The organism is Dulcicalothrix desertica PCC 7102 (genome assembly GCF_003991905.1).
GTDB classification, from domain to species: domain Bacteria; phylum Cyanobacteriota; class Cyanobacteriia; order Cyanobacteriales; family Nostocaceae; genus Dulcicalothrix; species Dulcicalothrix desertica.
The window spans coordinates 300,260-325,858 of record NZ_RSCL01000003.1; the positions used below are offsets into that span (position 1 = coordinate 300,260).

The 25,599-nt window shown below is 38.1% G+C and carries 20 protein-coding genes and 2 pseudogenes; 10 read left to right on the top strand and 12 right to left on the bottom strand.

Annotation, left to right across the window (positions count from 1 at the left end; genetic code table 11):
- Window positions 1-24 precede the first annotated feature (24 nt).
- The 4 genes from DSM106972_RS08025 to DSM106972_RS08040 all read right to left on the bottom strand — a co-directional run bounded on the left by DSM106972_RS08025 (window position 25) and on the right by DSM106972_RS08040 (window position 7,625).
- Entirely contained in the window at window positions 25-1,482 is a 1,458-nt protein-coding gene (locus DSM106972_RS08025; protein WP_127080199.1) for a TolC family protein, read from the bottom strand.
- Window positions 1,479-3,953: a metallophosphoesterase family protein gene (locus DSM106972_RS08030; protein ID WP_127080200.1), complete on the bottom strand. Its 2,475-nt coding sequence runs from the start codon at window positions 3,951-3,953 to the stop codon at window positions 1,479-1,481. Before DSM106972_RS08030 ends, DSM106972_RS08025 begins: the two co-directional genes overlap by 4 nt.
- Window positions 3,954-4,088: 135 nt before the next feature.
- Window positions 4,089-5,978, bottom strand: coding sequence for a serine/threonine-protein kinase (locus DSM106972_RS08035; RefSeq protein ID WP_127080201.1), 1,890 nt, complete (start codon window positions 5,976-5,978; stop codon window positions 4,089-4,091).
- A gap of 153 nt (window positions 5,979-6,131) precedes the next feature.
- Window positions 6,132-7,625 carry a multicopper oxidase family protein gene (locus tag DSM106972_RS08040; protein WP_127080202.1) on the bottom strand — a complete coding sequence of 498 codons (1,494 nt, stop codon included), beginning with the start codon at window positions 7,623-7,625 and terminating at the stop codon, window positions 6,132-6,134.
- A gap of 866 nt (window positions 7,626-8,491) precedes the next feature.
- Between DSM106972_RS08040 and DSM106972_RS08045 the strand changes: the two genes are divergently transcribed.
- Window positions 8,492-8,707: a hypothetical protein gene (locus tag DSM106972_RS08045; RefSeq protein ID WP_127080203.1), complete on the top strand. Its 216-nt coding sequence runs from the start codon at window positions 8,492-8,494 to the stop codon at window positions 8,705-8,707.
- Window positions 8,704-8,988, top strand: coding sequence for a type II toxin-antitoxin system RelE/ParE family toxin (locus DSM106972_RS08050; protein WP_127080204.1), 285 nt, complete (start codon window positions 8,704-8,706; stop codon window positions 8,986-8,988). Before DSM106972_RS08045 ends, DSM106972_RS08050 begins: the two co-directional genes overlap by 4 nt.
- 48 nt (window positions 8,989-9,036) lie before the next feature.
- Here the strand turns inward: DSM106972_RS08050 and DSM106972_RS08055 are convergent, their stop codons facing one another.
- A complete protein-coding gene (locus tag DSM106972_RS08055) occupies window positions 9,037-10,065 on the bottom strand; it encodes an ABC transporter permease (protein ID WP_127080205.1) in 1,029 nt (342 codons plus the stop codon).
- A complete protein-coding gene (locus tag DSM106972_RS08060) occupies window positions 10,065-11,696 on the bottom strand; it encodes an ABC transporter substrate-binding protein (RefSeq protein WP_127080206.1) in 1,632 nt (543 codons plus the stop codon). Before DSM106972_RS08060 ends, DSM106972_RS08055 begins: the two co-directional genes overlap by 1 nt.
- Window positions 11,697-12,200: 504 nt before the next feature.
- Here DSM106972_RS08060 and DSM106972_RS08065 point away from each other — a divergent pair.
- Window positions 12,201-14,186, top strand: a complete 1,986-nt coding sequence (locus tag DSM106972_RS08065; protein ID WP_127080207.1) for an SdrD B-like domain-containing protein — start codon at window positions 12,201-12,203, stop codon at window positions 14,184-14,186.
- A 147-nt stretch (window positions 14,187-14,333) separates the two neighbouring features.
- On the opposite strand, the pseudogene DSM106972_RS55700 reads toward DSM106972_RS08065, so the two are convergent.
- Window positions 14,334-14,405: pseudogene (locus DSM106972_RS55700) on the bottom strand (hypothetical protein); the annotation flags it as partial.
- A gap of 67 nt (window positions 14,406-14,472) precedes the next feature.
- Between DSM106972_RS55700 and DSM106972_RS08075 the strand changes: the two are divergent.
- The 7 genes from DSM106972_RS08075 to DSM106972_RS08105 all read left to right on the top strand — a co-directional run bounded on the left by DSM106972_RS08075 (window position 14,473) and on the right by DSM106972_RS08105 (window position 21,619).
- Window positions 14,473-15,183 carry a DUF4058 family protein gene (locus DSM106972_RS08075; protein WP_127080208.1) on the top strand — a complete coding sequence of 237 codons (711 nt, stop codon included), beginning with the start codon at window positions 14,473-14,475 and terminating at the stop codon, window positions 15,181-15,183.
- A 256-nt stretch (window positions 15,184-15,439) separates the two neighbouring features.
- The gene (locus DSM106972_RS08080) at window positions 15,440-15,763 is read left to right on the top strand and encodes a hypothetical protein (protein WP_127080209.1); all 324 of its coding nucleotides are present in this window, start codon (window positions 15,440-15,442) and stop codon (window positions 15,761-15,763) included.
- Between the two features lie 432 nt (window positions 15,764-16,195).
- Window positions 16,196-17,725, top strand: a complete 1,530-nt coding sequence (gene psbB, locus DSM106972_RS08085; protein ID WP_127080210.1) for a photosystem II chlorophyll-binding protein CP47 — start codon at window positions 16,196-16,198, stop codon at window positions 17,723-17,725.
- 109 nt (window positions 17,726-17,834) lie between these two features.
- Window positions 17,835-17,942 carry a photosystem II reaction center protein T gene (locus DSM106972_RS08090; protein ID WP_073617404.1) on the top strand — a complete coding sequence of 36 codons (108 nt, stop codon included), beginning with the start codon at window positions 17,835-17,837 and terminating at the stop codon, window positions 17,940-17,942.
- A gap of 349 nt (window positions 17,943-18,291) precedes the next feature.
- Window positions 18,292-19,386, top strand: a complete 1,095-nt coding sequence (locus DSM106972_RS08095) for a 30S ribosomal protein S1 (RefSeq protein WP_127080211.1) — start codon at window positions 18,292-18,294, stop codon at window positions 19,384-19,386.
- Between the two features lie 682 nt (window positions 19,387-20,068).
- Window positions 20,069-20,749 carry a hypothetical protein gene (locus tag DSM106972_RS08100; RefSeq protein WP_127080212.1) on the top strand — a complete coding sequence of 227 codons (681 nt, stop codon included), beginning with the start codon at window positions 20,069-20,071 and terminating at the stop codon, window positions 20,747-20,749.
- A 192-nt stretch (window positions 20,750-20,941) separates the two neighbouring features.
- Complete coding sequence (locus DSM106972_RS08105; protein ID WP_127080213.1) at window positions 20,942-21,619, top strand: hypothetical protein; 678 nt, start codon at window positions 20,942-20,944, stop codon at window positions 21,617-21,619.
- A gap of 210 nt (window positions 21,620-21,829) precedes the next feature.
- Here DSM106972_RS08105 and DSM106972_RS08110 read toward each other — a convergent pair whose 3' ends face one another.
- The 5 genes and pseudogenes from DSM106972_RS08110 to DSM106972_RS08130 all read right to left on the bottom strand — a co-directional run bounded on the left by DSM106972_RS08110 (window position 21,830) and on the right by DSM106972_RS08130 (window position 25,555).
- Window positions 21,830-22,120, bottom strand: coding sequence for a hypothetical protein (locus DSM106972_RS08110; protein WP_127080214.1), 291 nt, complete (start codon window positions 22,118-22,120; stop codon window positions 21,830-21,832).
- 430 nt (window positions 22,121-22,550) lie between these two features.
- Window positions 22,551-22,652: pseudogene (locus tag DSM106972_RS08115) on the bottom strand (element excision factor XisI family protein); the annotation flags it as partial.
- A 192-nt stretch (window positions 22,653-22,844) separates the two neighbouring features.
- The gene (locus tag DSM106972_RS08120) at window positions 22,845-24,062 is read right to left on the bottom strand and encodes a SulP family inorganic anion transporter (protein ID WP_127080215.1); all 1,218 of its coding nucleotides are present in this window, start codon (window positions 24,060-24,062) and stop codon (window positions 22,845-22,847) included.
- 234 nt (window positions 24,063-24,296) lie between these two features.
- Entirely contained in the window at window positions 24,297-24,992 is a 696-nt protein-coding gene (locus DSM106972_RS08125) for a L,D-transpeptidase family protein (protein ID WP_127080216.1), read from the bottom strand.
- A gap of 5 nt (window positions 24,993-24,997) precedes the next feature.
- Window positions 24,998-25,555, bottom strand: a complete 558-nt coding sequence (locus tag DSM106972_RS08130; protein WP_127080217.1) for a hypothetical protein — start codon at window positions 25,553-25,555, stop codon at window positions 24,998-25,000.
- Between the last annotated feature and the right edge of the window lie 44 nt (window positions 25,556-25,599).

Below are 25,599 nucleotides of genomic sequence, written 5' to 3' on the forward strand. Positions count from 1 at the left end.
CTTCGTTCCTCAGCATGACATGATTTACAGTATACTTACTTCCCAGGTCTTAAATGTAGTACCTAACAATTGGTCTAAATTAGCCAAAGCGTTTAAATATCTTATATTTATTTCAACTTCATTATTCTGTGCCTGTGCTAGTTCATTTATTCTATTAATTAATTCAGATTGAGAAGCTTTACTGAGTTTAAACTTTTCTTGTTCTACATTGAGTTGCTGTTCTGATAGTTTGACGGCTTGTCTGGCGCCTTGTATTTGCTTCCAAATCGAATTAATATAGTTTATACTGTTTTGTAAGTGCGTATCTAATTGCAATGTGGTATTTTTAAGTGTCTCAGCTTTGATTTCTTTATTTTTATCTAGAAGTTGACTTATTTCAAAGTTAAAACGGTTACGCAAGTAATTTGGCTGATAAGTAAAGGCAATTTTTTGTAAATTCTCGAATTCTAAAGATATTGGCTCAATCCCAGGAATTTCACCTGCTGTTATTTCTATATTATTTATTTCTAATACAGATGCTAATTCTAAGCTTCTTGCTTTTACTTCATTTTGGGCAGCTAATAAAGAAATGCGATAGTTTGTATTTTTTAACTCTTCGGCATTTTTCAATGATAATTGAACTATTTTAACTTTTTCTTGCGCTTGGAGTAATTTATTATACGTTAAAACTACGTTTGTAATTTTGCTGTTCAATGCGTTTCTTGAGTCTTGTCTGTTAATGAGTTCGTTTAAACGTGCGATTTTTTTATCTGTGTCTTTCGTTAAAGATAATTTTATATCTAATTGCTTAGATTGATTAATATTATTTACATCATTCCATTTATATGTTGGCTTTAATTTACTTGGTTTTGTTTGAATATTTACTAAGTAAGCATTTTTATCGGCGCCTTGAGCTAATGCTAAGTATACAGCATCTCCTACTGTCATGTAAATTTGTTGAATTGGCTTTGTTTCTGGTGTATTAGTTTTATGAGATGATTGACTATAAAGTTCGTATGTACCTTGAAATATTCCAGAAGAAATAGTTAGAGTTTTTTGAGGTTGTATTTTCGGTATAACTGGTATATAAAGATTGTTAATTTTATTTAATTTTTCTAGTTTATCGAATTTATAGGATTTGATATCAGAACTTATATAACGATAATTTTCTTTTCGTAAATCTTCATTATTTAAATTATCTTGTGGTGTGTTTAAATCATTGAAAGGGTTAGGGGGTAAACAAGTAAATACGTCACACTTTTGAGTTTCAGCATTGGGAAGAGGAAGTAAGCTGAGTCGAAAGTCAGGATTCTTTGACTTATTTGATTTATATGGGTCAAAAGATAAATTAAATGGTTCTTTAACAGGTTGGGGTGGTGTTTTAACGGGTGATGCTGGTTGAATAGGTACAATTGTTTGGATAGTACCAAAGGTCGCAACAATAAAGGCAACACTGTTTAAACTCCAGTACCATATCGAAGTGAGCGAATATTGTTGTTTCATTTTCCTTTCATTCTAACTTCCCTTAACACATCAGTTATTGGACAGTCTTTGTCATCAAAACTTAATGAAACTTCATAGCGAGTTAATGGGAACGGTTCTAGAAGTTTACCTTTTTCGTGACTTTCCAGGCGCCACCATAACGTTTGGACAGCTATTTGTTTGGTATCATCGAATTCAAAGGTGATTTCGGCAAGATTGTTAACACCGACAACTTCTTTACCATGTCCCCATAGTCCTTTATACTCGTGATGGTTTTTTGCCATTGATAAATATTGGTTTAATGGTTTTAAACGGTCTTGTCGAGGTAAGGGAGCTACAATTGATTGCGTGTTATGTGAGTTATGATTAGATGAATAATGAATATTCTCTAAGAGTGCTGGCAAAAAATCTATACGATACCACCATTCAGGTTTTTTAGTAATATCAGGTAGTCTAAACCAGCTACGTTCTTCAACTATATTAATTAGTGCAGGACTTTTTTCGATGTGCAAAGGTAGACATTGCATAAAAGCATCAGCGTATGTACATACTACTCCAACTTCTTGCTTCTTCGCTTCTGGGTTAGACCATCCTAATATTTCAGCTTTGGGGTGATAGTCTATTAATTGGAATGGCACAAAACCTTTGAGGTGTAACGAGTAGCTTCCACCTGGTTCGCGTTTCTCGTTTCGCAATGAACTACTGGTAAACTGAGCTATAACTAGTTGTGGGTTTGCGGGTAGTGGAAACTCGAATGGTTGATTTGCTGAATATTGTAAGCGTGCGGAGAAACTATAGTGAACATCACCACTAAGCATGACGATGCGACTACTTTGTCTTGATGTTCGTAGTGCTAAACGTGCGATAAATTTTTCAAATGAAGAAGCTTGTAGTCCCCACGCTTCTGGGTCAAACCCCCAAGCAGCAGTACCTAATTTTTCAGCAACTGCTTTCGCTGACTTTTGAATACCTTCGAGAAAAGGTAAACCGACAACGGGACTGGGTGAGATAACTATTGTAACTTTATTGTCGTCGGATATTTCGGGGAGTTGTTTTTCTAAAGCTTCGTCGCTTAAAAGTTCTGGAAAGTCAAAGTCTTCACCAGGAAAACCTCTTAAAGTGCGGGTGTCGAGAAATACGACTTCGTAACCAGGGCCAGTAACTGTGTAATTCCAATTTATACTATTATCGAAATAGGGCAGGCGCCTGGGGTTAGTTTTTCTAATTTCTGTAACAGTGGGTAAACCAAGTCGTTTGGAAATTTCGGTTTCGGAGTCAGGGTCATTACCTTTACTTTTCGACCAAGTTTGTAATGCTGAAAGAAGTGCTGCACCAGGTTTATCGTTGCTAAACTCCAATGGAGTGTTACCCCAAGCTTGGCAAATGCTATATCCTAGTAAACCATTTTGAATGATACGGCGCCCAAGTGGTTTAGAAAGAACACGGTCGCACCATGCCATATTCAAATTCCAGTCGTCAGTAATTTCATGGTCATCAAATATCATATATGTAGGGATATTCGCTAACGCACGTCGTACTTGTTTAATAGTTGAAATAAATTCCTTGAGATAAGTAACTTCTTTATCAAAATCTGATTCTTTTTGTTTATCCTGACTTGTTGCTTCGATTGAGTAAATATCCTGGTACTGTGGAAAATCTTCTTCGTTGACCCAAAGTACATCACTCCAAGCAAACAAATACATTGCCATAAATTCGCCAAATGTAAACAAATGGCTTTTAGCAATATCAGTAATTCGATTCAATTTATCTAAACTAGCTGTTAACCCAGCAACATTTGTAGCTAAATTATTACGTTGACCAGGTTTAAGCTCATCTAAATTTGTCACACCTGGTAAAGGTTCTGACCATCCTAAAAGTGTTTCTGCTGCATCCATAAGCATAAATAACAAAGCATCGGCAACATCATCTACATAAATTTGGTCACCTGTAAGAAAAAGCTGATGTGGACGCTTTTCTACTGATATAGCTAAAGCTTCACGTATCATTTTATCCAAGGAAGCCATTGCATCCAAGCTCTCACCGTGCAGCTTGCGACAAGAACCATGAACAATACGTAAATCATTTATATCATTAGGAGGAAGTGCAAAAGAAGGTAAATTATATTCAGAATGTACATCTGGATATGCAATTTCTAAAATAGAACCTTCAGAATTTAAAATCCCAGGAGTATTTAAACTTTCACCTGGATTAAAAGCTATATTATATAAATAATTTTCACCATCTCGAAGTACGGAATAATTAGATTGTGCAGTAATCGCGACAATATGTAAATTATCGCCAACTTGCGTAGTATTTTGTCTAGCAGTAATTAAAGCATTTTTATTAGTATCTAAAATTACTAAAGTCACCGTGCGACTTTCTTTTAAAGCAATCCACACAGTCACCGAATAGTTGTCAGTTCGTCGTAGAATAGGTCCAGCGAGAACCAAGGGTAATGTATTAATTCGTTCTCGTAACGGAATCCAGTTCATACATCATTGATTAGGGGTACACTTCGAGTATATTTCGGGTTCCCTAAAAAGTGTCAACCGTGAATTCTCTACTCTCTGAGCACCTGGCAAATCATCCCCTATTGTAGGTGGGCACTGCCCACCATACTTAGTATTTTATATTGCAACAAAACCTGCCTCTTCAATCAATTTCCGACGTGGCGCCGTTTTAAGTAGTTTAATGTAGGCAGTACCCACTTGCTTTGAAATCGGATTATTTTGATTATAAATGACAAAAAGTCGGTTTGTAAGCGGGTATGTCTCATTTTTAAATGCAGTAACATTCGGTTTATTTCGATTTGTAGGTGTACATTTTGCCAAGGGTACTTGTGGATTTTTATAGGGGGATACTAAATTTGAAGAGTCAGTATCAATAGCTAAAGCTTTTCCTTGACATTGGCGAGCTAAATGTGCAGACGAAACTAGAAAAATACCGTTTTCATCACGAAATACCTTTCTCATTCCTTCAGTAATACCTGGAGCATTATCTATTTTATTAACATCTTCACGAAGTTTATTACCTCCCAAAACCTTTAGTTTTAATATTTCATTAACACTAGAATTGCTTCCTTCGTAAACGTTTATTTTATTGATTTTTGAACTGTTTGTCACTCCTAATTGATTCCAATCATTAATTTTACCTGTAAGAAGATTACGAAGTTGATTAATGGTTAAAGCATCAATTGGTAAATTCTGATTCACCCCAATAGCAATTCCATCAATTGCTACAGGTTCTTCTACTAACATCGCTCCCTGACTTTGAGCTTGTTTATTTTCTTCATCTGAAACATTACGAGAAGAAATGGCAAAATTAACCTGTTTTTTCAATAATAATTGAATTCCATATCCTGAACCTGGGCCATTGCCCGGACGAGGCGAAAAATTTAATTGAAACTGAGGACAAGTATTTTCAATACTTTTTTCTACATCATCTCTAAAAAGTTGCCAAGTAGTACTGCCACTATAGCTAAAGTTACCTTCTGGAACGCTGTTTAATATACAAACTAAAGGAGAATTATTTATGAAAACTGATAACATCGAAAATAAACTTACAATCGCGAAACCAGCTACAATGCATTTAAAAAACTTTAAAAACTTTTTGTTTGCTTTTGTAGGTGAAATTTGGGTATCAGGAATTTGCGTTAATCGTTGCTGAAGATTATACTGATTATTATAATCAATTTGCTGCGGTTTAGATTCAAGCTCTTTCAGTGCTTTTAATACTTCAAATGCAGATTCATATCTTTGGCTTGACTGAGTACGAACCATATTATTTAAAACATTTTTCAATCCAGTCGAAGCATTTGTATTAACCAATTCATTTATATTATCATCAATATTTCTCGTTAATTTTCCGGGATGCACACCAGTTAAAGCTTGAATGGCAACAATACCCAAAGCATAAATATCACTACAAGGCAAAGGTCTTTTTTGGAGTTGTTCTAATGGCATGTAGTCAGGAGTGCCAATAGCTACCGTGCTTAGGTCATTTAAAGCTTCTTGAAATTTTTCTTTAACGGCGCCAAAATCAATTACAACGATTTTATTATCTTTACTGCGTCTAATTAAATTTGCTGGTTTAATATCACGATGAATCACCCGATTATTATGATTATGAATAAAATCTAAAACTTTCAAAACTTGCTTTAACAAGTCTATAACTTCAAATTCCGACAGCGTTATTTCTAAAAGAATGTCTGTTAAAGTAGCACCTTCAATATACTCTTGAACTAAATAAAATTCTTGATTCTCTTCAAAATAAGCATATAATTGGGGTATCTGCTCGTGTTCATCACCCAATTCGCGAAGCGTTCTAGCTTCACGGTCAAACAATCTTCTTGTTATCTCTAAAACAGAAAAGTTGATTTGTGGTCTAAGCCTTTTAACAACACACAAACAGTTGAAACGTTTTAAATCCTCTGCTTCATAAGTTTCGCCAAATCCTCCAATACCTAAAAGCCGAATGATTTTATAACATCCACCCAAAACAGTTCCAGGTACAAGCATGAGTTAAGAGTTAAGCCTAATTATATAAAAAAGTATACACGCATAGACTCATTTTACACTTAATTAAGAGGTAAAACTAGGCTTAACCATACGTTAACTAAGCGTTACGCACCAACACTTAATAATGCCATTCTAAACGTAATGTAGTGGACATTATAACGGTGGCGCCGGAAGTGGTTTTGGTGGCGCCGACATTGGGTCTATACCACCTTGTCCGACTTCAAACTGGCTCATCATATCGTGGTCTTCGTGAACCATATTATGGCAATGATACATATACTTGCCTATGTTCGGTTTAAACTTGCCAATTATTCGCACAGTCTCGTTTTCGCCAACGTAGAAGACATCCTTCAAGCCACGCTCGTAAACAAAAGGAGGCTGACCATTACGGTCAAGAATTTGACCCTCAATGAGGTGAACGTGAACTGGATGAAACCATAATCCTGAAGTGTTTCGTAGCCTCCAAATTTCCACCTCTTCCAGTTGTGGGTTAGCGTCTACTCTATTTTTATCCCATCCCTTATCGTTGATAAGCCACATTCGATTACTCCGATCAAATACAAACTCGCGCGTTCTTACAGCGTCTGATTCTGAAAGAAATTGAATATTACGTAATGTGCTGGGAATAGAACTGTTATCAACTTCAGAACGCACAACATCAAAACGCATAATCTTGTTCGTGTTGCCAGTATTATCGTTATTGGGGAGTCCTAGATTTTGTAGTTCTACTTGAGTACCTATGGAGTATTTGGAAAAGTCAATAATCAAGTCATATCGCTCTGCCATTCCAAGACGCATATCTTTAGTATTCATTGGTCTAGGCATTAACCCATCATCTGTACCAATGACAGTTATGTCATTACCTGTACTCAGAGCCAGTTTGTAAGAGCGAGAAATTGATGTGTTTAACACACGAAAGCGGTACTTACGGTTAGCAACTTCCATACGAGGCCAAGGGACACCATTGACTGTAATTACCTCCCCCATCACACTATGTTGAGCTTGGTCATCAAAAATTAGTGAACCATTAGCAGCGAATGTCTTATCGTGAATAATCAGAGGGATATCATAATCTCCGGACGGGAGCGGCAAATTTAGTTCCTCATCATCCTGAACAATATACATCCCAGCCAAACCCATGTAGGCATTGAAAGAAGTCTTTCCAATAGCATGGTCGTGGTACCACATAATAGAAGCAACGCTGTTGGGATAGACATAATCTTTGTAGAATCCCGGAGATATCAAATCTTCAGCGTAGCCATCATACTGGGGTAGAGATGGCATTCCATGCAAATGAACTGATGTATTTATACTAAGATTATTAATAAATCTGACAACAGATTGCCGATGTTTACGTTGTTTAATCGTGGGTCCAGGGAAGATACCGTTATAGCCCCAAATCTGAGTTCTTCGTCCTGGTAAAATCTCTACCTGAGCTATCTGCATTGCTATCTCATAGTAGTCAGTGTTAGAATCGCTACGCACAGGGTTCAATACTGGCGGTTTACGGAAGGCAAGTGTAAAAGGTTCTACTCGCTCATCAGTTCTTTGAGCATATCCCCGATATTGAATTCCTATAGGTAGCAAAATACCACCACCCGCAAGCGCTGCAATCTTTAATAATTCACGCCTAGTGACTTTCTTCATGATTAACCTCCTTGATAAGGAAGCTGTATAAATTTGATTAGTTTAATTACTGTGAAAAACTTTTAACAGTGTATTTTTTTTCACAGTGTAATTATTACAGAAATAAAATCATGCCTTATTGTACTTTTGTCAACAAATCCAAATAAATGTAAAGTTATAAAAAACAGTAGTTAAAAATAAATTTTAAGAAAAGTTACATTTTCTCATTAATACCTTTTTAACTACACTTATTAATGAGATGTAAGGGTGTAAGGAAAAATAGTCTTTTTTCATCCGTAAAGACAGATTTATGGAGTATATTGATGGTAAAAAGCTGAAAATGTTTATTTAAAACCATTTTTGATTAAATATGTACTAAATACTCAATAATTTATACTTTTTATCAAAAATAACCTTAGTTACAGTAAAAGCTCACTATTAAGAAAACGAGCAAAAATTTAATCAAAGTTTATTTTCTCAAACCACTATTGTTAATTTTATTGAATAAAAACAAATGTATTTAATTTTTAAATTTTGTAAAGATTTTATTTTTTAAGAAAAAAATATCAAAAAACAACGAAAAATGTGGCAATAAAATTGCGGAAAGGTAGAGTACACGTGCTGAGGCAGGAAATAGTTGAGTCGTATCAATTCTGGCATAGCCGTACAATAGTATTAAATTAAGACAAACCCTTATAAAATTGTTCGGCTTTTTTCTAAATTGATTTTAAATGGGCGAACCGGGAGTTATAACTCTGTTTTGTACATTACGAGCGTGACTGTTAATGTCTTAATTACAGTATAAAATGCTCTAAGTAGGTGTGCAATGCGAAGTTTCTGACTTTTTTATAGAATTAGAATGTAAAAAATAGCAAGTGATGATACCAATGACACAGACTTCTAGATTAGAACAAGCGATAGAAAGTGTAGAAGCTTTATCAGCAGAAGAGCAAGAAACATTAATTAACGTGGTAAAGCGAAGATTAATAGAAAAGCGCCGCGATGAAATTGCATCTAATATTGCTGAGGCACAGGCAGAATATGACTCAGGTAAAGTGTTTCGTGGCACAGTTGACCAAATAATCGATGAGTTAAGCAAGTGAAAAGCCTAGTTTTTGCATCTTCCTTTAACCGAGCATTTAAGCGGTTGATAAAGAGACAGCCGGAATTGCTACAAAGAATTAGAGAACGGCTCGCACTTTTGGCGACTGACCCATTTGAACCCCTGTTGGAAACCCACAAGCTTAAAGGAAAATTAGCTGGTTCTTGGTCATGTTCGGTTGATTATGACTGTCGAATAGTGTTCAAGTTTGTAGAAAATTTAGAAAATGAAGAAGAAGAAATTCTACTAATTGATATTGGTAGTCATGACGAGGTGTATTAAATGTAAAGACGTTACATGTAACGTCTCTACAACAACGTATGTTAATTATTAGTAGCGGATACGGGGGTCTACGTAGGCGTTGAGGATGTCGATGGTGATGCTTGCCATTACTACTATGGTGCCGAAGAATACCATGATTCCTTGTACGGTTGGGTAGTCGCGTTCGTTGATGGCTTCAAATAGGCGGTTTGCTAGACCGGGCCATGAGAATGTGACTTCGGTGAGAACGGCGCCACCTAGTAGGGAAGCGAAGGTTAAGCCTAGAACGGTGATGACTGGAATTAAGGCGTTTTTTAGTGCGTGGGAGAAGAGGATTTTGTTTTCGGGGATACCTCTTGCTCTTGCGGCTTCTACGTAGTCTGATTGTAAGGTTTGTTTGAGGTTGACTCTAACGATGCGCTCGAAGATGCCGCTTAATAGTATTCCTAGGGTACAGCTTGGTAGTATCAAATATTTGATTGCTGTAAAGAATTCAATAAATTTACCACGAAGCAAACTATCTATAGTATATAAACCTGTGAGTTTTGCAGGCGCCTCTAAGGTTACGGGAAAGCGACTTCCTAGGGGTAGTATATCAAAACTAACGGCAAAGATTAATTGTAATAACATCCCTGCCCAAAACATTGGCAGCGCATAAGTAATGATGCCAAATAATCTACCACCAATATCAAGTGAGGTACCAGGACGTGAAGCAGAAAGTGTACCAACGGCAATACCAACTACTAGTGCCACGATAATACTAAATACTGCTAACTCAGCAGTTGCGGGGAAGTGTTCACCAATAATATCCCAGACGCTTTTACCGCGACTTGATATAGATTTACCCATGTCCAACTTGAAAATCAAGTTCCCCAAGTAGTTGAGATACTGCAACGGCAAAGGTAAATCTAATCCTAGTTGTTTCCGCATTGCTTCTTTGGCACTATCAGGCGCCCGACCACCAAGAATAGCATCAACAGGGTCGCCAGGTGTTGCACGCAGTAACAAAAACACCATTGTGACAATTGTTAGTATTTGTAGTGGCGCCAGTAGTAACCGCGTCACCACATAATATGTAAGAGCTTTTGAACGTGACATTAGTTTTTTGTAATTCCGCTGTAAATTAATAATTGGCTTGCGTCTTGTTTGACTCCTTTGACTCCGTTTTGGGCGAACAAATAATCTTGTTCTTGCCATAGGGGAATATATGGTACGTCTTTGGCAAGGATTTCTTGAATTTGGGCGAATATTTGTTTACGTTTTGCTGGGTCTTGTTCTTTGCGTTGCGCTTCGATAAGTTGGTTCATGTTTTCGTTATAGTAAAATGAACCTTGAGAAACACTACCGCCTTTTTCACAACCTTTTTCGGGTGTACCTTTTTCACACTGTAGGAATGGTTGTACATAATTGTCTGGGTCGAGAAAGTCTGGATACCATTCAACTAAACTCAACGGATAAACTCCTTGAGGTGCATTTTTATAAAAGCTGGTTGAGTCAATACCGTTCGTTTGAATTTGTAATAAACCATCCATTGTTTTATTCGCAATGGCTTTGATTACTACTGCCGTTAATCCTGTTGTGGGAATATTAGAACGGTACCAAAGTTCTACTTTTGCGGGGTTTTCTCTTGTAAAACCAGCTTGTTTGAGCAGTTTTTGGGCTTTTTCTACATTTCCATTGGCGCCATACTCTTCTCTAAATACGGGTTTATAAACATCAAAGGTATTGGGAACCATGCTAAATAGCGCTTGTCCTTGCCCGTATAATACCCGCTCTAACACTATGCTACGGTCAAGCATTGCAGCTATTGCTTGTCTTACCAGTGGGTTATCGAGAGGTTTTTGGTTACGGTTGACTGCCATAAATGATATAACGCTACCGTTATTTGCAATTGCCTGCCAATCACCTTTTTCAACATTTTTTTGCAAGCTACGAATTTGGTCTGCATCCATAGACATACCAGCTACGTCAATCGATTTTTTCCGAAACGCATTATATATATTGACGCCACTACTCAATATTTGAACTGTTACACCTTGATTTAATGGCTTTTTGCCCCAATATCTATCAAAAACATCAAACTGGATTTTATCGGTAGCAAAGTTCACTAATTTATAAGGACCAGTACCAATAAAAACATTCGGAGTAAATTTACCTTCACCAATTTCATAAGCTTTAGGAGAAACAGCACATACCCCGGCAAAAGCAAGCAACGAAGGAAAAGCCGCAAATTGTTTTTTTAACTTAATAGTTAACTCATACTCACCTGTAGCTGTGGCAGATTCAACAATATCCCCTAGTAAAAAAGCTGGTTTACCTCCATTCTTAATAAACCGTTCTAAACTAAACGCCATAGCTTTGGCATTAAACGGTGTACCATCATGGAATACAACACCCTGACGTAGAGGCATAGTATACGTCAAACCATCTGCGCTAATTTTGGGTAAAGCTGTTGCAAGCTGTGGTTCAATCTCTGTACTTCCAACTTTATACGTATAAAGCCTATCACTCATGTTATAAATTAAACCTAGTGACCCGGTTTCATAAGCATCTGCTGGGTCAAGAGTTCGAGGTTTATTCGTCGTACCAATCGTAATACGACTATCATTCGCTGACACAGGAGTCGTAAATTGCGGACTGAACGCACTACCCACAGCTAAAAGTAAACATAAACAAAACAAACTGATAACTAATTTGGCTCGACCAAAACGTCGCATAAAAGGCGCCATCCTATACATATACTTAATATCGATACTTTTTAAACTAGATGGTGAGACATTTTACTACAAAGTTGCTTTTATAGCTTGCTAAATTCCTGCAATGTATAAATGTACGTTTCACAGTAAGCACGCAATTAATTTCAACAACATTAATCTATATACGTACAAAAATAACTACAGTCTTTAATGGTATCGCACTAATTCTCAATAAGTCTGGCGCCGACATTGAATTGTTCCAAACTTCAAAAAGGTTTTAACTAATTTTCAATAAAGCTTTATTGCTTTTGCGTAATATCACTGATATATTAATAACTGAGGTCGCTAAATACACTAATAATTCACGGGTGATAATTATTAATTGGTGAGCCTAAAGCTTAAAATTACATAAAAATTAGCTTTTAGGATATATCTGTGTCTGCAAAAAATGATACAAGTCTTCATGAAGTAAGGAAAGTATTTAGGTCTTCAGTATTTACACTGTTTTAAGTCCATTAATAAATTATTTAGGAGTTAATGATGTCTACCCCTTCGTTTTCTGCTGCTGTAATCGCAGAAGGAACTGTGAACATTAACAATGGTGGTGACTTTGATGGTAATCCCATTGACACTACTGATGATGCGTTTATATACGCTGGTTCAGGATTGACTTTCAATTTCAACAATGGACCGATTTTACCTGTTCAACGCAATGCAGCAGGTATTCCACTACTAGATGCAACAGGTCGCCAAATCTTAGTGGATAATGCGGTAACAGTTGCAGCAGGTTTTAACACACTCAATACTCCTAATAATCCTTACAGTGGTTTAGTTCCTCCCAAGGTTGTCAATAAGCAAACTGTAGATGTACCTTCGTTTGCGACTATTAAACAACAATTAACAAATTTAATTCCAAGTAGTTCCACAACTATTTCTTTTAACCCTTACAGCAATCCAATTAATAGTCTCTCCGATTGGAACGCACTATTTCCTGGTGGTGGAACAGCAACTAATCCTGTTGTTGTGCGTGTGTCTGGATGGGGGTTGAATATTCCTGATGGAGTCAACATTGAGAACACAATTATTATAGTTGATAACGGGGATATTAACTTCAATGGCAATAGCCAGAAGTTGAAAAATGTAGCGTTAATTGCTGCCAACGGTAGCATAAATTTAGGTAATGTTCAAGCAACAGATGTAACAGTACTTGCTGAACGTTCCATCAATATGAATGGAGGTGCAAGTTTTAGTGGTCAAAGCCTACTAGCCAACGGAGATAGCAATGGCTTAAATTTCAACGGTACAACTAGTACTACTGACAAAGACTTGCTGACTGTGATTTCTCAAGGACGGATTAATTTTAATGCGTCTTCTAAAGTTCGCGCTGAGTTCTTAAGTGTAGGAGACTTTAGCTACAACGCTAATGCTGAACTGGTGGGTTCCATCAAGACTAAAAGCAACGTCTTTTTCAATAGTCAAGCGACTGTAACAGGAATTGCCACTACCCAACCCCAACCAACTGGTGAAATTGCAGGACTCGTCTGGAATGACTTCAATGCGAATGGAGTTAAAGACTCTGCACTAATTCAAGGCGCCAGTCCAGATGTTGTTTTCGTAATTGACGTATCTGGAAGCACAAGTAGTTCTTTTGGCGGTACACCAGTCGGAGACGTAAACGGAGATAGAGCAGCTAATACAATCTTAGATGCTGAAATCGCTGGCTTTATTGCTCTCAACCAGCAGCTAATTAAACAAGGTTTAGGGCAAACAGCAAGAGTATCTTTGGTGAGATTTGATAGCACAGCTTCTGTAGTAGATTTAAATCCAGGTTTATCTGGACTACAGTTAACGACAAACCCTAGCGCTGATAATAACAACAACGGAACGTTAGATGTCGAAGAAGCTCTCAAGTCACTCCGGATATTAGGTGGTACTAATTTTGAAGCTGCTTTGCAAGCATCTGAAAGTGTCTTCACTAATTTGGGAACGCCTGCTGGTAATGGGAATCTTGTTTTCTTGTCAGATGGCTTTAATGGTGGAGGTACTTTTACCGATGAAGTTACACGTTTGCGAGCACGCGGAGTAAACTTATCTGCTTTTGGTGTTGGAACAGGTGCTTCGCTAACCCAATTGCAACAGATTGACCCAAATGCAATTCGATTCAACAATACAGACCAAATTCTAAATACATTCAGTGGTATAAGTGGAGGAAAGAATACTTTGGAACCAGGTTTAGCTGGTGTGTCAGTTTATTTAGACCTCAACAATAACGGAGTTTTTGACCCAGATGAACCTAATCAAATAACCTCAACCGATAACGCTAGTACAAGCAATATTGATGAAACAGGTTTCTATCGGTTCAGTGGTGTATCTGCTGGAAGTTACACTGTACGTCAAGTAGTACCATCCGGTTTTACACAAACATTCCCCAATGCTGGTAGTGGAACTAACGTTACTCTCACTCCTGGTCAAGTCGTTGAAGGTATTAATTTTGGCGCCCATAACCCAAGCATTACTTTCTAAAATTTAAAAATAGGTAGAAGCAAAAGGGGAAAACAAGAGTATTTATCCTTTTGCTTTTTAGCACTCGTTGTGTTCCAAATAATAATTTTTATAACAATCAGCCTAAAATCGAATTCGCGGTTTTTAAGGTTAAGCCGATTAAAAATACTAGTAATGCTCAGTTGCAATTTCACGATTACTAGCTCCCTTACCAATAAACTGCAATATTTCTATTTCGCGAGAAGTGGTTTATTTTAAATAATTATGATACGCTTGCATTATTAAGGGAATGCAAGAAGAGCGTAAAATGGCACTGAGAGATCACTTTCGTCCTCCTCTAAGCAGCAGGCGCCACTGGCACAGTTTTCACAACGCTTGGTCAACGTATCTTGCTGACGATTTAAATCAATCTCTTCCAGAGGGTTATTTTGCAGAACCAAACGCCCAATTTGGCATTGAAATTGATGTAGCAGCTTTCAGTGAAAGAATTCCGATTAATTCAGAGCGAAAAAATGCAGAAATGTTGGAATGGAAACCAAGCTCTCCCACTGCAACGCTACCGCTTCAACTTACTACAGATATTGTTGAAGTACAAATTTTTAGTACTCAAGCAGGTCCTACACTTGTTGGCGCCATTGAGTTAGTTAGCCCTAGTAATAAAGACCGACCATCACAGCGCTCTGCATTTACTTCCAAATGCCAAACTTATCTTCAGCAAGGTATTGGGGTAATTATAGTTGATATTGTTACAACATTGAATGCGAATTTACATAACGAGTTAATGAATCGTTTAAATTTGCCAATTGCCCCACTTGAGGCACCATTGTATGCTGTTGCATATCAAGTTGCTCAAAACGATGAAACCCCTTACCTAAATTTATGGCAAGAAGCATTTATGGTTGGAGGTAGTCTTCCAATTTTGCCTTTGTTTTTAAAGGGTGGATTTTATTTACCAATAAATCTTGAACAGACTTACAGCTATACCTGTGTTCGGCAACGTATTCCTGAATTTTACTGAGCAACTAGCTCAAGAGTCGGGACTATTTGCTCAACTAATGGCTCGACAAAAAATTTAATATCATTTAGAAATGAAATGATTGTTAATTAAAAGTTATACATTAATAAATGAGTAAGCATCATAGTATATTTGTAGCTGCAATCACATTATAAAAATAATATAAACAAAAATTAAAAAGGAATTTATATACCTGATAGCTGGGAAATATTGCGTTACTATAAACAGCAATTTTAGCTATAAAAAAGAGATACTCACCGTGAAATACTTCTTTTTGTCTGAAGGTTGGGCTGTTGGTAGGGTATGGGGGTCAGATGGACTTTGGCAATTTGCAGCATGGCGCCGCGCTCCACAAATCGAACGTATAAGTATTTGTTTGGTAGAAAAGAGCGAAGTGTTGTGGCTTTACAGTGTTGAAGATGCTGTTATAACTATTGAGGTAAAACCAACCCCAAGCGTAGCAAACCAAAATATCGGTCAAGTTATTATCAAGCGCTTAATCACCGCCGAACAAGTTTTAGAGCGACTTGGAAATGCGGAGACAAGTTGTGCTATGCAAAACTCCCAAGCTGTGCTTGTGTAACATCCCTACATAGCTTTATCATAAACGCTGTAATGTTAAGTAATTGTTACTTATCTTAATATTTCTTAAAAATCACTCGTTCAGAATTTTGGTTATTCTCATTTAACCTTGACTCTTCCGCGTTTTCCCTGTCTCGTGTACCTTATAGGGTGTTGCCTTTCCCCTTCACCCTTTACCCTTTACCGCCATTCTTTATCCCTCCCCCCGCTTGCAAACAGCTCCATCAATAGTTACACTTTTTAAAACATTCTCATTTTTGCACTGGTAATTTTGACCACTAGGAGTACGTCTCCTGGTAGTCTATTTAAAGTTGCCAATTTGTCCACACACTCTACGTTATTAAGACGCGCGGTGTGGAAGAGCGCAAGCTCTAGCAATAACAAAATCTCAAAAATAACTCTGTAAACAAACCTTCGAGGAGGAGCGTAGTCAATGGGACTACCTTGGTACCGGGTACATACAGTTGTTTTGAATGACCCAGGACGACTGATTTCTGTACACTTGATGCACACAGCCCTAGTGGCAGGTTGGGCTGGTTCGATGGCTTTATACGAACTGGCTATTTATGACCCCAGTGACCCTGTTCTTAATCCCATGTGGCGTCAAGGTATGTTCGTGCTACCCTTCATGTCACGCTTGGGTGTAGTAGGTTCTTGGGGTGGTTGGAACGTAGTTGGCGACCCTAGCTATGACCCTGGTTTTTGGTCTTTTGAAGGTGTGGCAGCTGCTCACATCGTTCTTTCTGGTTTGCTGTTCTTGGCAGCAGTTTGGCACTGGGTTTACTGGGACTTAGAACTTTTCCAAGACCCTCGCACTGGAGAACCCGCGCTTGATTTGCCAAAAATGTTTGGTATTCACTTGTTCTTATCTGGTTTACTCTGCTTCGGTTTTGGTGCGTTCCACCTGACCGGATTGTTTGGACCAGGTATGTGGGTTTCTGACGCTTTTGGAGTGACGGGTCACGTTGCACCAGTGGCGCCGGAATGGGGACCCGATGGGTTTAACCCGTTTAATCCTGGTGGTGTAGTTGCTCACCACATCGCAGCGGGTGTAGTAGGTATTATTGCTGGTTTATTCCACTTGACAGTACGTCCACCCGAAAGGCTTTACAAAGCGTTACGGATGGGTAACATTGAAACCGTACTTTCATCGAGTATCGCCGCAGTATTCTTTGCTGCATTTGTAGTAGCTGGTACAATGTGGTACGGTAACGCCACAACTCCAATTGAATTATTTGGACCAACCCGCTATCAGTGGGATCAAGGATATTTCAAACAAGAAATTAACCGTCGTGTTCAAGCTTCAGTCGCTTCGGGCGCCAGTTTGAATGCAGCATGGTCGCAAATACCAGAAAAACTAGCGTTTTATGACTACGTAGGAAACAGCCCCGCAAAAGGTGGTTTGTTCCGTGTAGGTCCAATGGACAAAGGTGACGGTATTGCACAATCATGGCAAGGTCACGCAGTATTCAAAGACGGTGAAGGTCGCGAATTGACAGTACGTCGTCTCCCTAACTTCTTTGAAACCTTCCCAGTATTGTTAACAGACAAAGATAATATTGTGCGTGCGGACATTCCATTCCGTCGTGCAGAATCTAGAAGCAGCTTTGAACAAGCAGGTGTCACCGTTAGTTTCTACGGTGGTAACTTAGGTGGTCAAAGCTTTGATGACCCCGCTGACGTTAAGAAATATGCTCGTAAAGCTCAAGGTGGCGAAATCTTTGAATTCGACCGTGAAACCTTGAACTCTGACGGTGTATTCCGTACCAGTCCACGTGGTTGGTTTACCTTTGGACACGCAGTATTCGCACTATTGTTCTTCTTCGGTCACATTTGGCACGGTTCTCGGACAATTTACCGAGATGTATTTGCTGGTGTCGAAGCTGACATGGAAGAGCAAGTCGAATGGGGCAGATTCCAGAAAGTGGGTGACAAATCAACCCGCCGTAAAGAAGCCGTATAATTATGTAGGGGCGGGTTAACGAAATATCCAGTTATTCATTAGGATATAACTAAACCCGCCCCGCTCGTACCATATAATTTGGCAAAATTACCAAACAAAAAATTTTGATATGGAAGCAATTGCGTACATCCTAATTCTCACCCTCGCAATCGGAACATTGTTCTTTGCGATTGCATTCCGCGAACCTCCCCGCATTGAGACGAAAAAAGAAGATTAATTTTGATCTCAATCTATACTATTGAGTCAAATAGAAAAGCACTTCTTGGAAAGCTTGGTAAAAATCCACATTACAGCCGCTGGTACCATAATAGGTAGTGGCGGTTGTTTGATTTAAGCTTACTTACAACGCCTGACTGAGAGTTTTTGTACTCATTTAACTCATAACCACTGTTACCTAGGCGCCAGATATCTGATATAATCTGTTATTTGGAAGTTGATGAGTAAAAAAATCAACTTTTCTGCGCTAGCATAAAAAAGATGTAGGTGTGGACTGTCAGGCAGGCGCTTGCATGTACATCGCTAGGAGGCATGAAAATTACGGAGACTAACACCAGGAAACAATTAGCATGGTCAATCAGAAATCAACCGCTACTGCTGAAATAGGATTTACTCACGACGATTTTGCCGCATTATTAGACAAATACGATTACCACTTTAGCCCTGGTGACATCGTACCCGGTACAGTATTCAGTATCGAGCCACGTGGCGCTCTGATTGACATCGGTGCAAAAACAGCAGCATATATACCGATTCAGGAAATGTCAATTAACCGGGTTGATGCCCCGGAAGAAGTTTTACAATCGAACGAAACTAGAGAATTTTTTATTCTAACCGACGAAAACGAAGACGGACAACTAACGCTTTCGATTCGTCGTATTGAATACATGCGCGCTTGGGAGCGGGTACGACAGTTACAAGCTGAAGATGCAACTGTTCGTTCCGGAGTATTTGCTACCAACCGTGGTGGAGCTTTAGTGCGAATAGAAGGACTACGTGGATTTATCCCAGGTTCTCACATTAGCACTCGTAAACCTAAAGAAGAGTTGGTAGGAGAAGATCTACCATTAAAATTCCTCGAAGTAGACGAAGAACGTAATCGTTTAGTACTATCGCATCGTCGTGCGCTGGTTGAGCGTAAGATGAACCGTCTGGAAGTTGGCGAAGTCGTCATCGGTACAGTACGTGGTATCAAGCCATACGGTGCTTTTATAGATATTGGTGGTGTGAGCGGGTTGCTACACATCTCAGAAATTTCACACGAGCATATCGATACACCGCATAGCGTCTTCAACGTCAATGATGAAGTTAAAGTCATGATTATTGACTTGGATGCAGAGCGTGGCAGAATTTCGCTATCAACGAAGCAACTCGAACCAGAACCCGGTGACATGATAAAAAATAGGGATTTGGTATACGACAAAGCTGAGGAAATGGCAGCCAAATACCGCGAGCAAATGCTTGCTAAACAGCAAGGGTTAGCTAACGGCAATGGTAATGGCGCCGCAACCGCTGTAGCTCAAGAAATTATAACTGAAGAAATTCCACCCGCAATTGAAGAGGATGAAATTCCACCCGCAATTGAGGAAGACATTCCATCAGCGATTGAGGAAGACATTCCATCAGCTATTGAGGAAGAAATTCCAGCAGCTATTGATGAATAGTTAAAATAATCAGTTTTATCGATAAAAGTTAACAAGGGGGTAGACCCCTTTTTTATTGCCCCTTGTAGGTTGGGTCGAGGAACGAGACCCAACATTTCACTTATTTATTACGTTTCCTTTTCTATCCCTTCGGCATAACGAAAGTTAACACCACCACAGAGACCACGAGAGAGCAGAGAGAAGAGTAAAAGAACTCTGAGTAAAGTAGGCGCCGAACTACTCGATTGCAAATAAGGCGCCTCCACGTTTTATAACCCAGAAAATTAAGTATTTAAACGAGAATGATAACGCTTTTCACTTCTTTGTAGCACTTGTATTAGTATTCGCTCCACTCTTTTTACCTTGTAAAATTTATTACTTTAGTAATCTAAAATTTTGGGGCTGACGCGCTCGTCGATTGCGTAACTGTATATATTATTTCCATAAAAATTCGTCTAGAAAAAAATATATGATAAATGTACAAAAAAATCGGTCAAATTTATTTGTCTTCGCGTATAAATAACAACATAATAGCTTCATATAAAAAACTTCAACTTTACTCAGTATTAATACTAAATAGCTTTTAAAAAAAAGCTACTGAAGATATAGTAGAAATAACGAATCGATGGACAGAGAAAGCCTTGCTTCATTAAGTTGATTTTTCTCTAATCCAGATTTTTTCACTAATTTTCTAAAAATGTATATGCACAAGCAAAAAATTTCTCTTGCTGCAGTAGGGGCATTTATCGCTGTTGGAACTGCAATAGTACCTGCTCAAGCTGCTCTACTTGACTTCAGCTTTACTAGCATAAGCGGTGTAACAGGTTCGTTTACCTTGAATACGGATATTCCTCCTTCTCCTATACCATCTTTTGGTACTGGTCCTAGCAATCCAGGAGTTATATATCCAAATGCTGTTTCTAACTTGATTTTTTCATCACCACAAATAAATGTTAGTGGTGAAAGTGCTGATTGGGGAATTGTCCCATCTATTGTTCTAGGCCCACCTGGTAGTCCGGTTCTTAGTTCTATTCTTTATCCACGTGGATGTTCAACAACAACTGGCTTCGTCTGTACAATCAATGTAGGAGTAGGCTACTCAGGCGCTCTTTCAAAACTTTCCGATGACCCTAATTCATACCGTACAGGTCTTGGTATTGAGCTATTTGACCCAACAAATAATTTTCAGTCGCTTGGGCGTGAGCCGTTCATCAACTACCAAGTTGTGAAGAGACAAGCTGTGAGCGAGCCGAACACTTACTTGGGTACCTTGGCTTTGGGTATTGGGGGTGTAGCTTTGCTTGTGAAACGCAAGATGAAAATAAAAGGGTATCGAGATAACGCTAAAGATGTGCTTCGTAATCCTATAAGTATAAAAGGCTGAAATCAACAGAAATTGTCAAACTAAGAGGTCAAGCAATAAAATATCATTACTGTACATCTACATTCTCTTGAGTATTTGTATATAATTAAGTACAAAATTATATACACTTAATAAAGTGTAAAGGTGGTAAATGAAGCTAACTCTTTGATTTTCATCTACTACCACAATTTTCATGAATTTATCAGGAGATATATGTACAAGCAACAATTGTCTATCGCTATTGCATCTGCTGCATTTATAGCTGTGGGAGATGTAGCTGTAAATCCAGTACAAGCTGCTCTTATAGACTTTAACTTTACTACCCAAAGGGGCGCAACAGGAACATTCACCTTAAACACGAACACTCCCCCCTCTCCTGAGCCAGCTATATTTAGATTTGGGATTAGAGGGATTTCATACTCTAATGCTGTTTCTAACTTCTCTATCTCGGCACCTTATCTAAACCTGAGCAGTGTTACTGCCGACTATAATGTTGCCCCATCTATTACTTCTAATGTTCTTGGTTTTCCTGCTAATTTGGGGGTTATTAGCGGTGTTAGTTATCCATCAGGATGTATAACAGCACCTGGTTTCACCTGTTTATTTAATGTTAGTCAATTATACTCAGGCAACCTTTCAGAACTTCCCGTACTTTCTGATAACCCACTTTTCTACCTTCAAGGTGCTGGTATTGATTTCATCGATCCCATAACAAGAGAATCGCTGCGTGACGATATTACCAATCTTCAAGCTATTCGCAGACAGGCTGTAAGAGAACCGAACACTTACTTGGGTACCTTAGCTTTTGGCATTGGTGGTATAGCTTTGCTTATGAAACGCAAGATAAAAACAAAGCGGTATCAAGATAAACTTAGTAAAGCTAGTATTTAGGTTTCGGCGTTGCATCCGAGCAAGTATAAACTAATTTTTTTTATGAAAAGCAAACCTTAATTCTTTGCGCCTTTGAGTCCTATTTTGTAGAGTAGCGGGTATGCCCACCCCCTAGATAAAACCTTTGTCAGCTTCCTTAAAAATGGAGAAACATCAACTACCTATATATTAACCTTTGAGTAGAGTCGGCGCCGTCTACCGCTGCTGCCACTACGTACTTGAAATATCTTTAAGATTGAAGTACAAAAAATTAGCTGAAGGGTGCCGAACTACTCGACCATTAATCACAGAAGTAATATCGATTGTGTAAACAAAAGACAACTTAGGATTTTTCAGCAAATCAAAAGGAACGTTAAAACGGCAAAGCAATGTTTTCTCAACATTAGAACAACTTAGTTTACGAACACCTTTAATACTCGAAGAATTCTTAGTAATCTCAACCAAGCTCAAACTAGTTTCTGTATACTGCGGCAGTTCCACAGATTTAGATATAATTCTCACCTCAAAGGCAACCTAGTTGGGATTCTTGTTCTGAAGGCACCTTGCCTCAAACTGTAATCCTTTCTGAATACTTGTATTAACTTGCACTTTATTAATAACACTGGCTGCATTTACTGTTAAACAACAAGTAAATGTCAAAACGCTTATAATTACACTTAAACAATATTTATTCATAACATTCAACGCAACTCAAAAGGCGCCAGCCATTACAAAGACAGTTGTAACATAGACCAAGGCGCCTGTGCAGTCTACGAGTGTGCCCATGTATCTTTAAAATATAGAGTCAGAGTATACATCTTGCATACGAGCCTTTTTTAAAGCCGTCGATAATTGACGCAAACGCTCGCTCACCTCTAAGTTTGACTCTTGCGACCTTAAAGAGGGGCCAACTTACAGTTACTTCAGGCGCCCTGTTGCGTTCAAACTAGTTTTAACCCACCGCATATTCTGTAAACTGACGTTTAAATGGAGAATGAAAACCAATTACAATATCTTGCTTGGGAACACCCATATTTACCAGGTCTTCTGTCACTATATTATTTTAAATGTTGTTTTTTCCTCTGTGTCCTCTGTGTCTCTGTGGTAAAAATGAAACAACGGCACATCTGAGGACAGATGTTCCACAAGATGCTACATCTTTGAGAAACGAAAAAACCGTCCCAATTACTTAATTGGAACGGAAATATTCTGTGCAGAACGTTTAAAACTTGTAGTATTAGGCGCCTCAATGCTTCATTTTCTTCAATCCAAAGACCATACCGCTAACTACCAAACCCACTGCAACTCCTTTTGCCAAATCATGAGTCCAGAGGGCAAATACCATAGTTATGGGCATAATCACAGCTTGCGAAGGCGCCAATTCACGGAATAACTTCAAAGATTTCCAGTCAAAAGTCTCAAAAGCCACCATAATCATTACACCAACCAAAGCAGCCATTGGTATTTTGACGACAATATCTTTGAGTACAAATATCAAAACTAGTAAAAATGCTCCAGATACGAAGGTAGACAACCTACTGCGTCCACCACAGCGATTATTGATAATCGACTGTCCCACCATACCACAGCCAGCCATACCACCAAAAAACCCAGTAATAATATTAGCTATACCTTGTCCAGATGCTTCATGGTTTTTAGAACTCTTAGTTTGAGTCGTCTCATCCAGCAAGTCAGCTGTTAATAAAGACTCTAAAAGCCCAACCATTGCTAAAGGTATTGAATAAGGCAGTATAATTGACAGCGTTTGTAGTGATAAATCAACATGTGGCAAATGCAGCGATGGTAATTGGTTTGTAATAGTACCAATATCACCAACACGACGAACATCGGCGCCTGTTGATATTGCAATAACTGTCATTACCACAATAGCGACCAAAGGTGATGGTATAGCTTTAGTAAAGCGCGGAAGTAAATATACAATTGCTAATGTACCTGCAACCATAAAGTACATAGGTAAAGCTTCACCAGCAAAAAGTTTAATTTGGGCAATAAAAATTAGAATACCAAGCGCATTAACAAATCCCGCTACAACCGTTTTGGGAATGAAGCGAAAAAATCTACCTAATTTGAATAAACCAATAAAAAACTGAATGATACCTGTTAATATAGTAGCCGCAAATAAATATTCAATACCATATTTTTCTACCAGCGTTGTCATTAACAACGACATAGAACCCGTTGCCGCTGATATCATCGCAGGGCGTCCACCAAATATAGATATACTGATTGCAATGCAAAATGAAGTGTATAAAGCAACCATTGGCGGAACTTTTGCTATTGCAGCAAAAGCCAATGACTCAGGTATTAGCGCTAATGCAACGGTTATCCCCGCTAACACCTCTGTTTTTATATTCGCACTTTCTAAATTTTGATACTCTCCTAATTTAAATTTGTGAGCTAACTTAATATTGATTTTTTTTGCTTGGTCTTTGAATGATATCACTAATTAGTCCCCACATAACTCACATTCAGCCAAAATCATTGCTTCTTCAGCTTTTTAATTAAGTAATGCTATCACTACTCGTGTACTTCCAAAGATTTAACTATATGAAAACTATAAATTTCATCAATAATTTATTGTTCGCAAGTGAAATATAAATTTTTGATAAATTTAGAAACCGGGTTTCCTTATCAATATCTTCTAAAAAAAGAAAAATTTTGCTTAGAAACCCGGTTTCTAGGGTTGTGAGACAAATGCTACAGGTAAAGTGTTTTGATACCAGTTAGGGGGCAAGTTTGCGTCGGCACCAGCTTTTTTAATTATTGCCATAAATCTTTGCATATCTTCAACACGATGACGATAGCAACCATTAGACCCACCTCCTGCCATTAAGTTACCTGCACGTCCGTGAAACCCAATATTTACCGGATTTCCATTTTTATCTTTTTTGCCTTTCGGAGAATAAAAGTTTGCATATGCGGGTTTGAAGCTAGGACTATTATCTGATTTAATATAATCTAGGGTATACATTCCCGCTTCTGGATACCACTGTTGATAACGGGCGCCGACTGCTTGGAATTTTTCTTGGATAATTTTATTTTTGATTTTGTAAATAATAGTAGTTGTAATGGTTTGTGATGGTTTGCCCACCTCAAAAACTATCATCACAGGAGATTTTATATTTGTATCGGGGTTATAGCCAAATGTATTGAGACAAGCTTCGGTAGTTTGTCTATCTCCGTTTTGAGGTAGTCGCTTTAATAGTCCGTCTAAGCATTTATTATTTTCTGAAGTTATACTAGGGTCATGATAAGCATTGTCTGTAAGGCTCAAGTTATCGGTATTATAAGTATATATTTGTGCTGAATTAGCTTTTGAAATAGTCGCAGTGAAAATCAATGCGGCTATGAATAGTTTATTGAATTTTAACATGAGTATTAATATGTAAAATTTATTTCCCAACCTTGGTTATATGGTAAATTTAAATTTAAGTGCTGTTGAGGCAAGGGTCTGATTAATTTGAGATTTCTTCCGAATATACGATAGGCGCCAACCGCACATTTAGTTTGTGCATCTAATAATAATGTATTACTTTGTTCAACTTGAATTGGAATTGAAGGATGGCGCCCAAGTTGTAAAAGCATGACTTTAGTTTCTCCTCCTAGGTAGTCTGTTAGCTGAGATTTCCAAGGTTGCTTATATTCAGTTCGCCATGCAGGTAGTGTTTGACCAGAACCTGCAAAATAGTAAGGAGTGGAAAGAATTGTGCCGTCATTTAAATAGTTAGTGTAAAAAGCTGTTTTGAGGAAACAACTATTTTGACGAGTAAATGTAACAGTTCCAGGAAGGATTTCACGTTTTATTATAGTTGCTTGTGGAGCTTGGATTAGTAGCGCTTGGGCATTTGAAGCTTGAACTTGTGCTGTTGCTATTGTATAAGGTGTAAATCCAAGAATTGTAGAGATTATGGCTATATAAATATTTTTAATTTTCATTTTAATGTACCCTTTTTATTTAAATTTGATTTTGTAGGGTGGGC

Coding starts and splice junctions, on each gene's coding strand:
- DSM106972_RS08030 (WP_127080200.1), bottom strand. CDS start 3,953: ATGAACTGGATTCCGTTACGAGAACGAATTAATACATTACCCTTGGTT.
- DSM106972_RS08130 (WP_127080217.1), bottom strand. CDS start 25,555: ATGAAAATTAAAAATATTTATATAGCCATAATCTCTACAATTCTTGGA.
- psbB (WP_127080210.1), top strand. CDS start 16,196: ATGGGACTACCTTGGTACCGGGTACATACAGTTGTTTTGAATGACCCA.
- DSM106972_RS08025 (WP_127080199.1), bottom strand. CDS start 1,482: ATGAAACAACAATATTCGCTCACTTCGATATGGTACTGGAGTTTAAAC.
- DSM106972_RS08105 (WP_127080213.1), top strand. CDS start 20,942: ATGTACAAGCAACAATTGTCTATCGCTATTGCATCTGCTGCATTTATA.
- DSM106972_RS08095 (WP_127080211.1), top strand. CDS start 18,292: ATGGTCAATCAGAAATCAACCGCTACTGCTGAAATAGGATTTACTCAC.
- DSM106972_RS08090 (WP_073617404.1), top strand. CDS start 17,835: ATGGAAGCAATTGCGTACATCCTAATTCTCACCCTCGCAATCGGAACA.
- DSM106972_RS08060 (WP_127080206.1), bottom strand. CDS start 11,696: ATGGCGCCTTTTATGCGACGTTTTGGTCGAGCCAAATTAGTTATCAGT.
- DSM106972_RS08035 (WP_127080201.1), bottom strand. CDS start 5,978: ATGCTTGTACCTGGAACTGTTTTGGGTGGATGTTATAAAATCATTCGG.
- DSM106972_RS08125 (WP_127080216.1), bottom strand. CDS start 24,992: ATGTTAAAATTCAATAAACTATTCATAGCCGCATTGATTTTCACTGCG.
- DSM106972_RS08055 (WP_127080205.1), bottom strand. CDS start 10,065: ATGTCACGTTCAAAAGCTCTTACATATTATGTGGTGACGCGGTTACTA.
- DSM106972_RS08075 (WP_127080208.1), top strand. CDS start 14,473: ATGGCACTGAGAGATCACTTTCGTCCTCCTCTAAGCAGCAGGCGCCAC.
- DSM106972_RS08065 (WP_127080207.1), top strand. CDS start 12,201: ATGATGTCTACCCCTTCGTTTTCTGCTGCTGTAATCGCAGAAGGAACT.
- DSM106972_RS08045 (WP_127080203.1), top strand. CDS start 8,492: ATGACACAGACTTCTAGATTAGAACAAGCGATAGAAAGTGTAGAAGCT.
- DSM106972_RS08100 (WP_127080212.1), top strand. CDS start 20,069: ATGCACAAGCAAAAAATTTCTCTTGCTGCAGTAGGGGCATTTATCGCT.
- DSM106972_RS08040 (WP_127080202.1), bottom strand. CDS start 7,625: ATGAAGAAAGTCACTAGGCGTGAATTATTAAAGATTGCAGCGCTTGCG.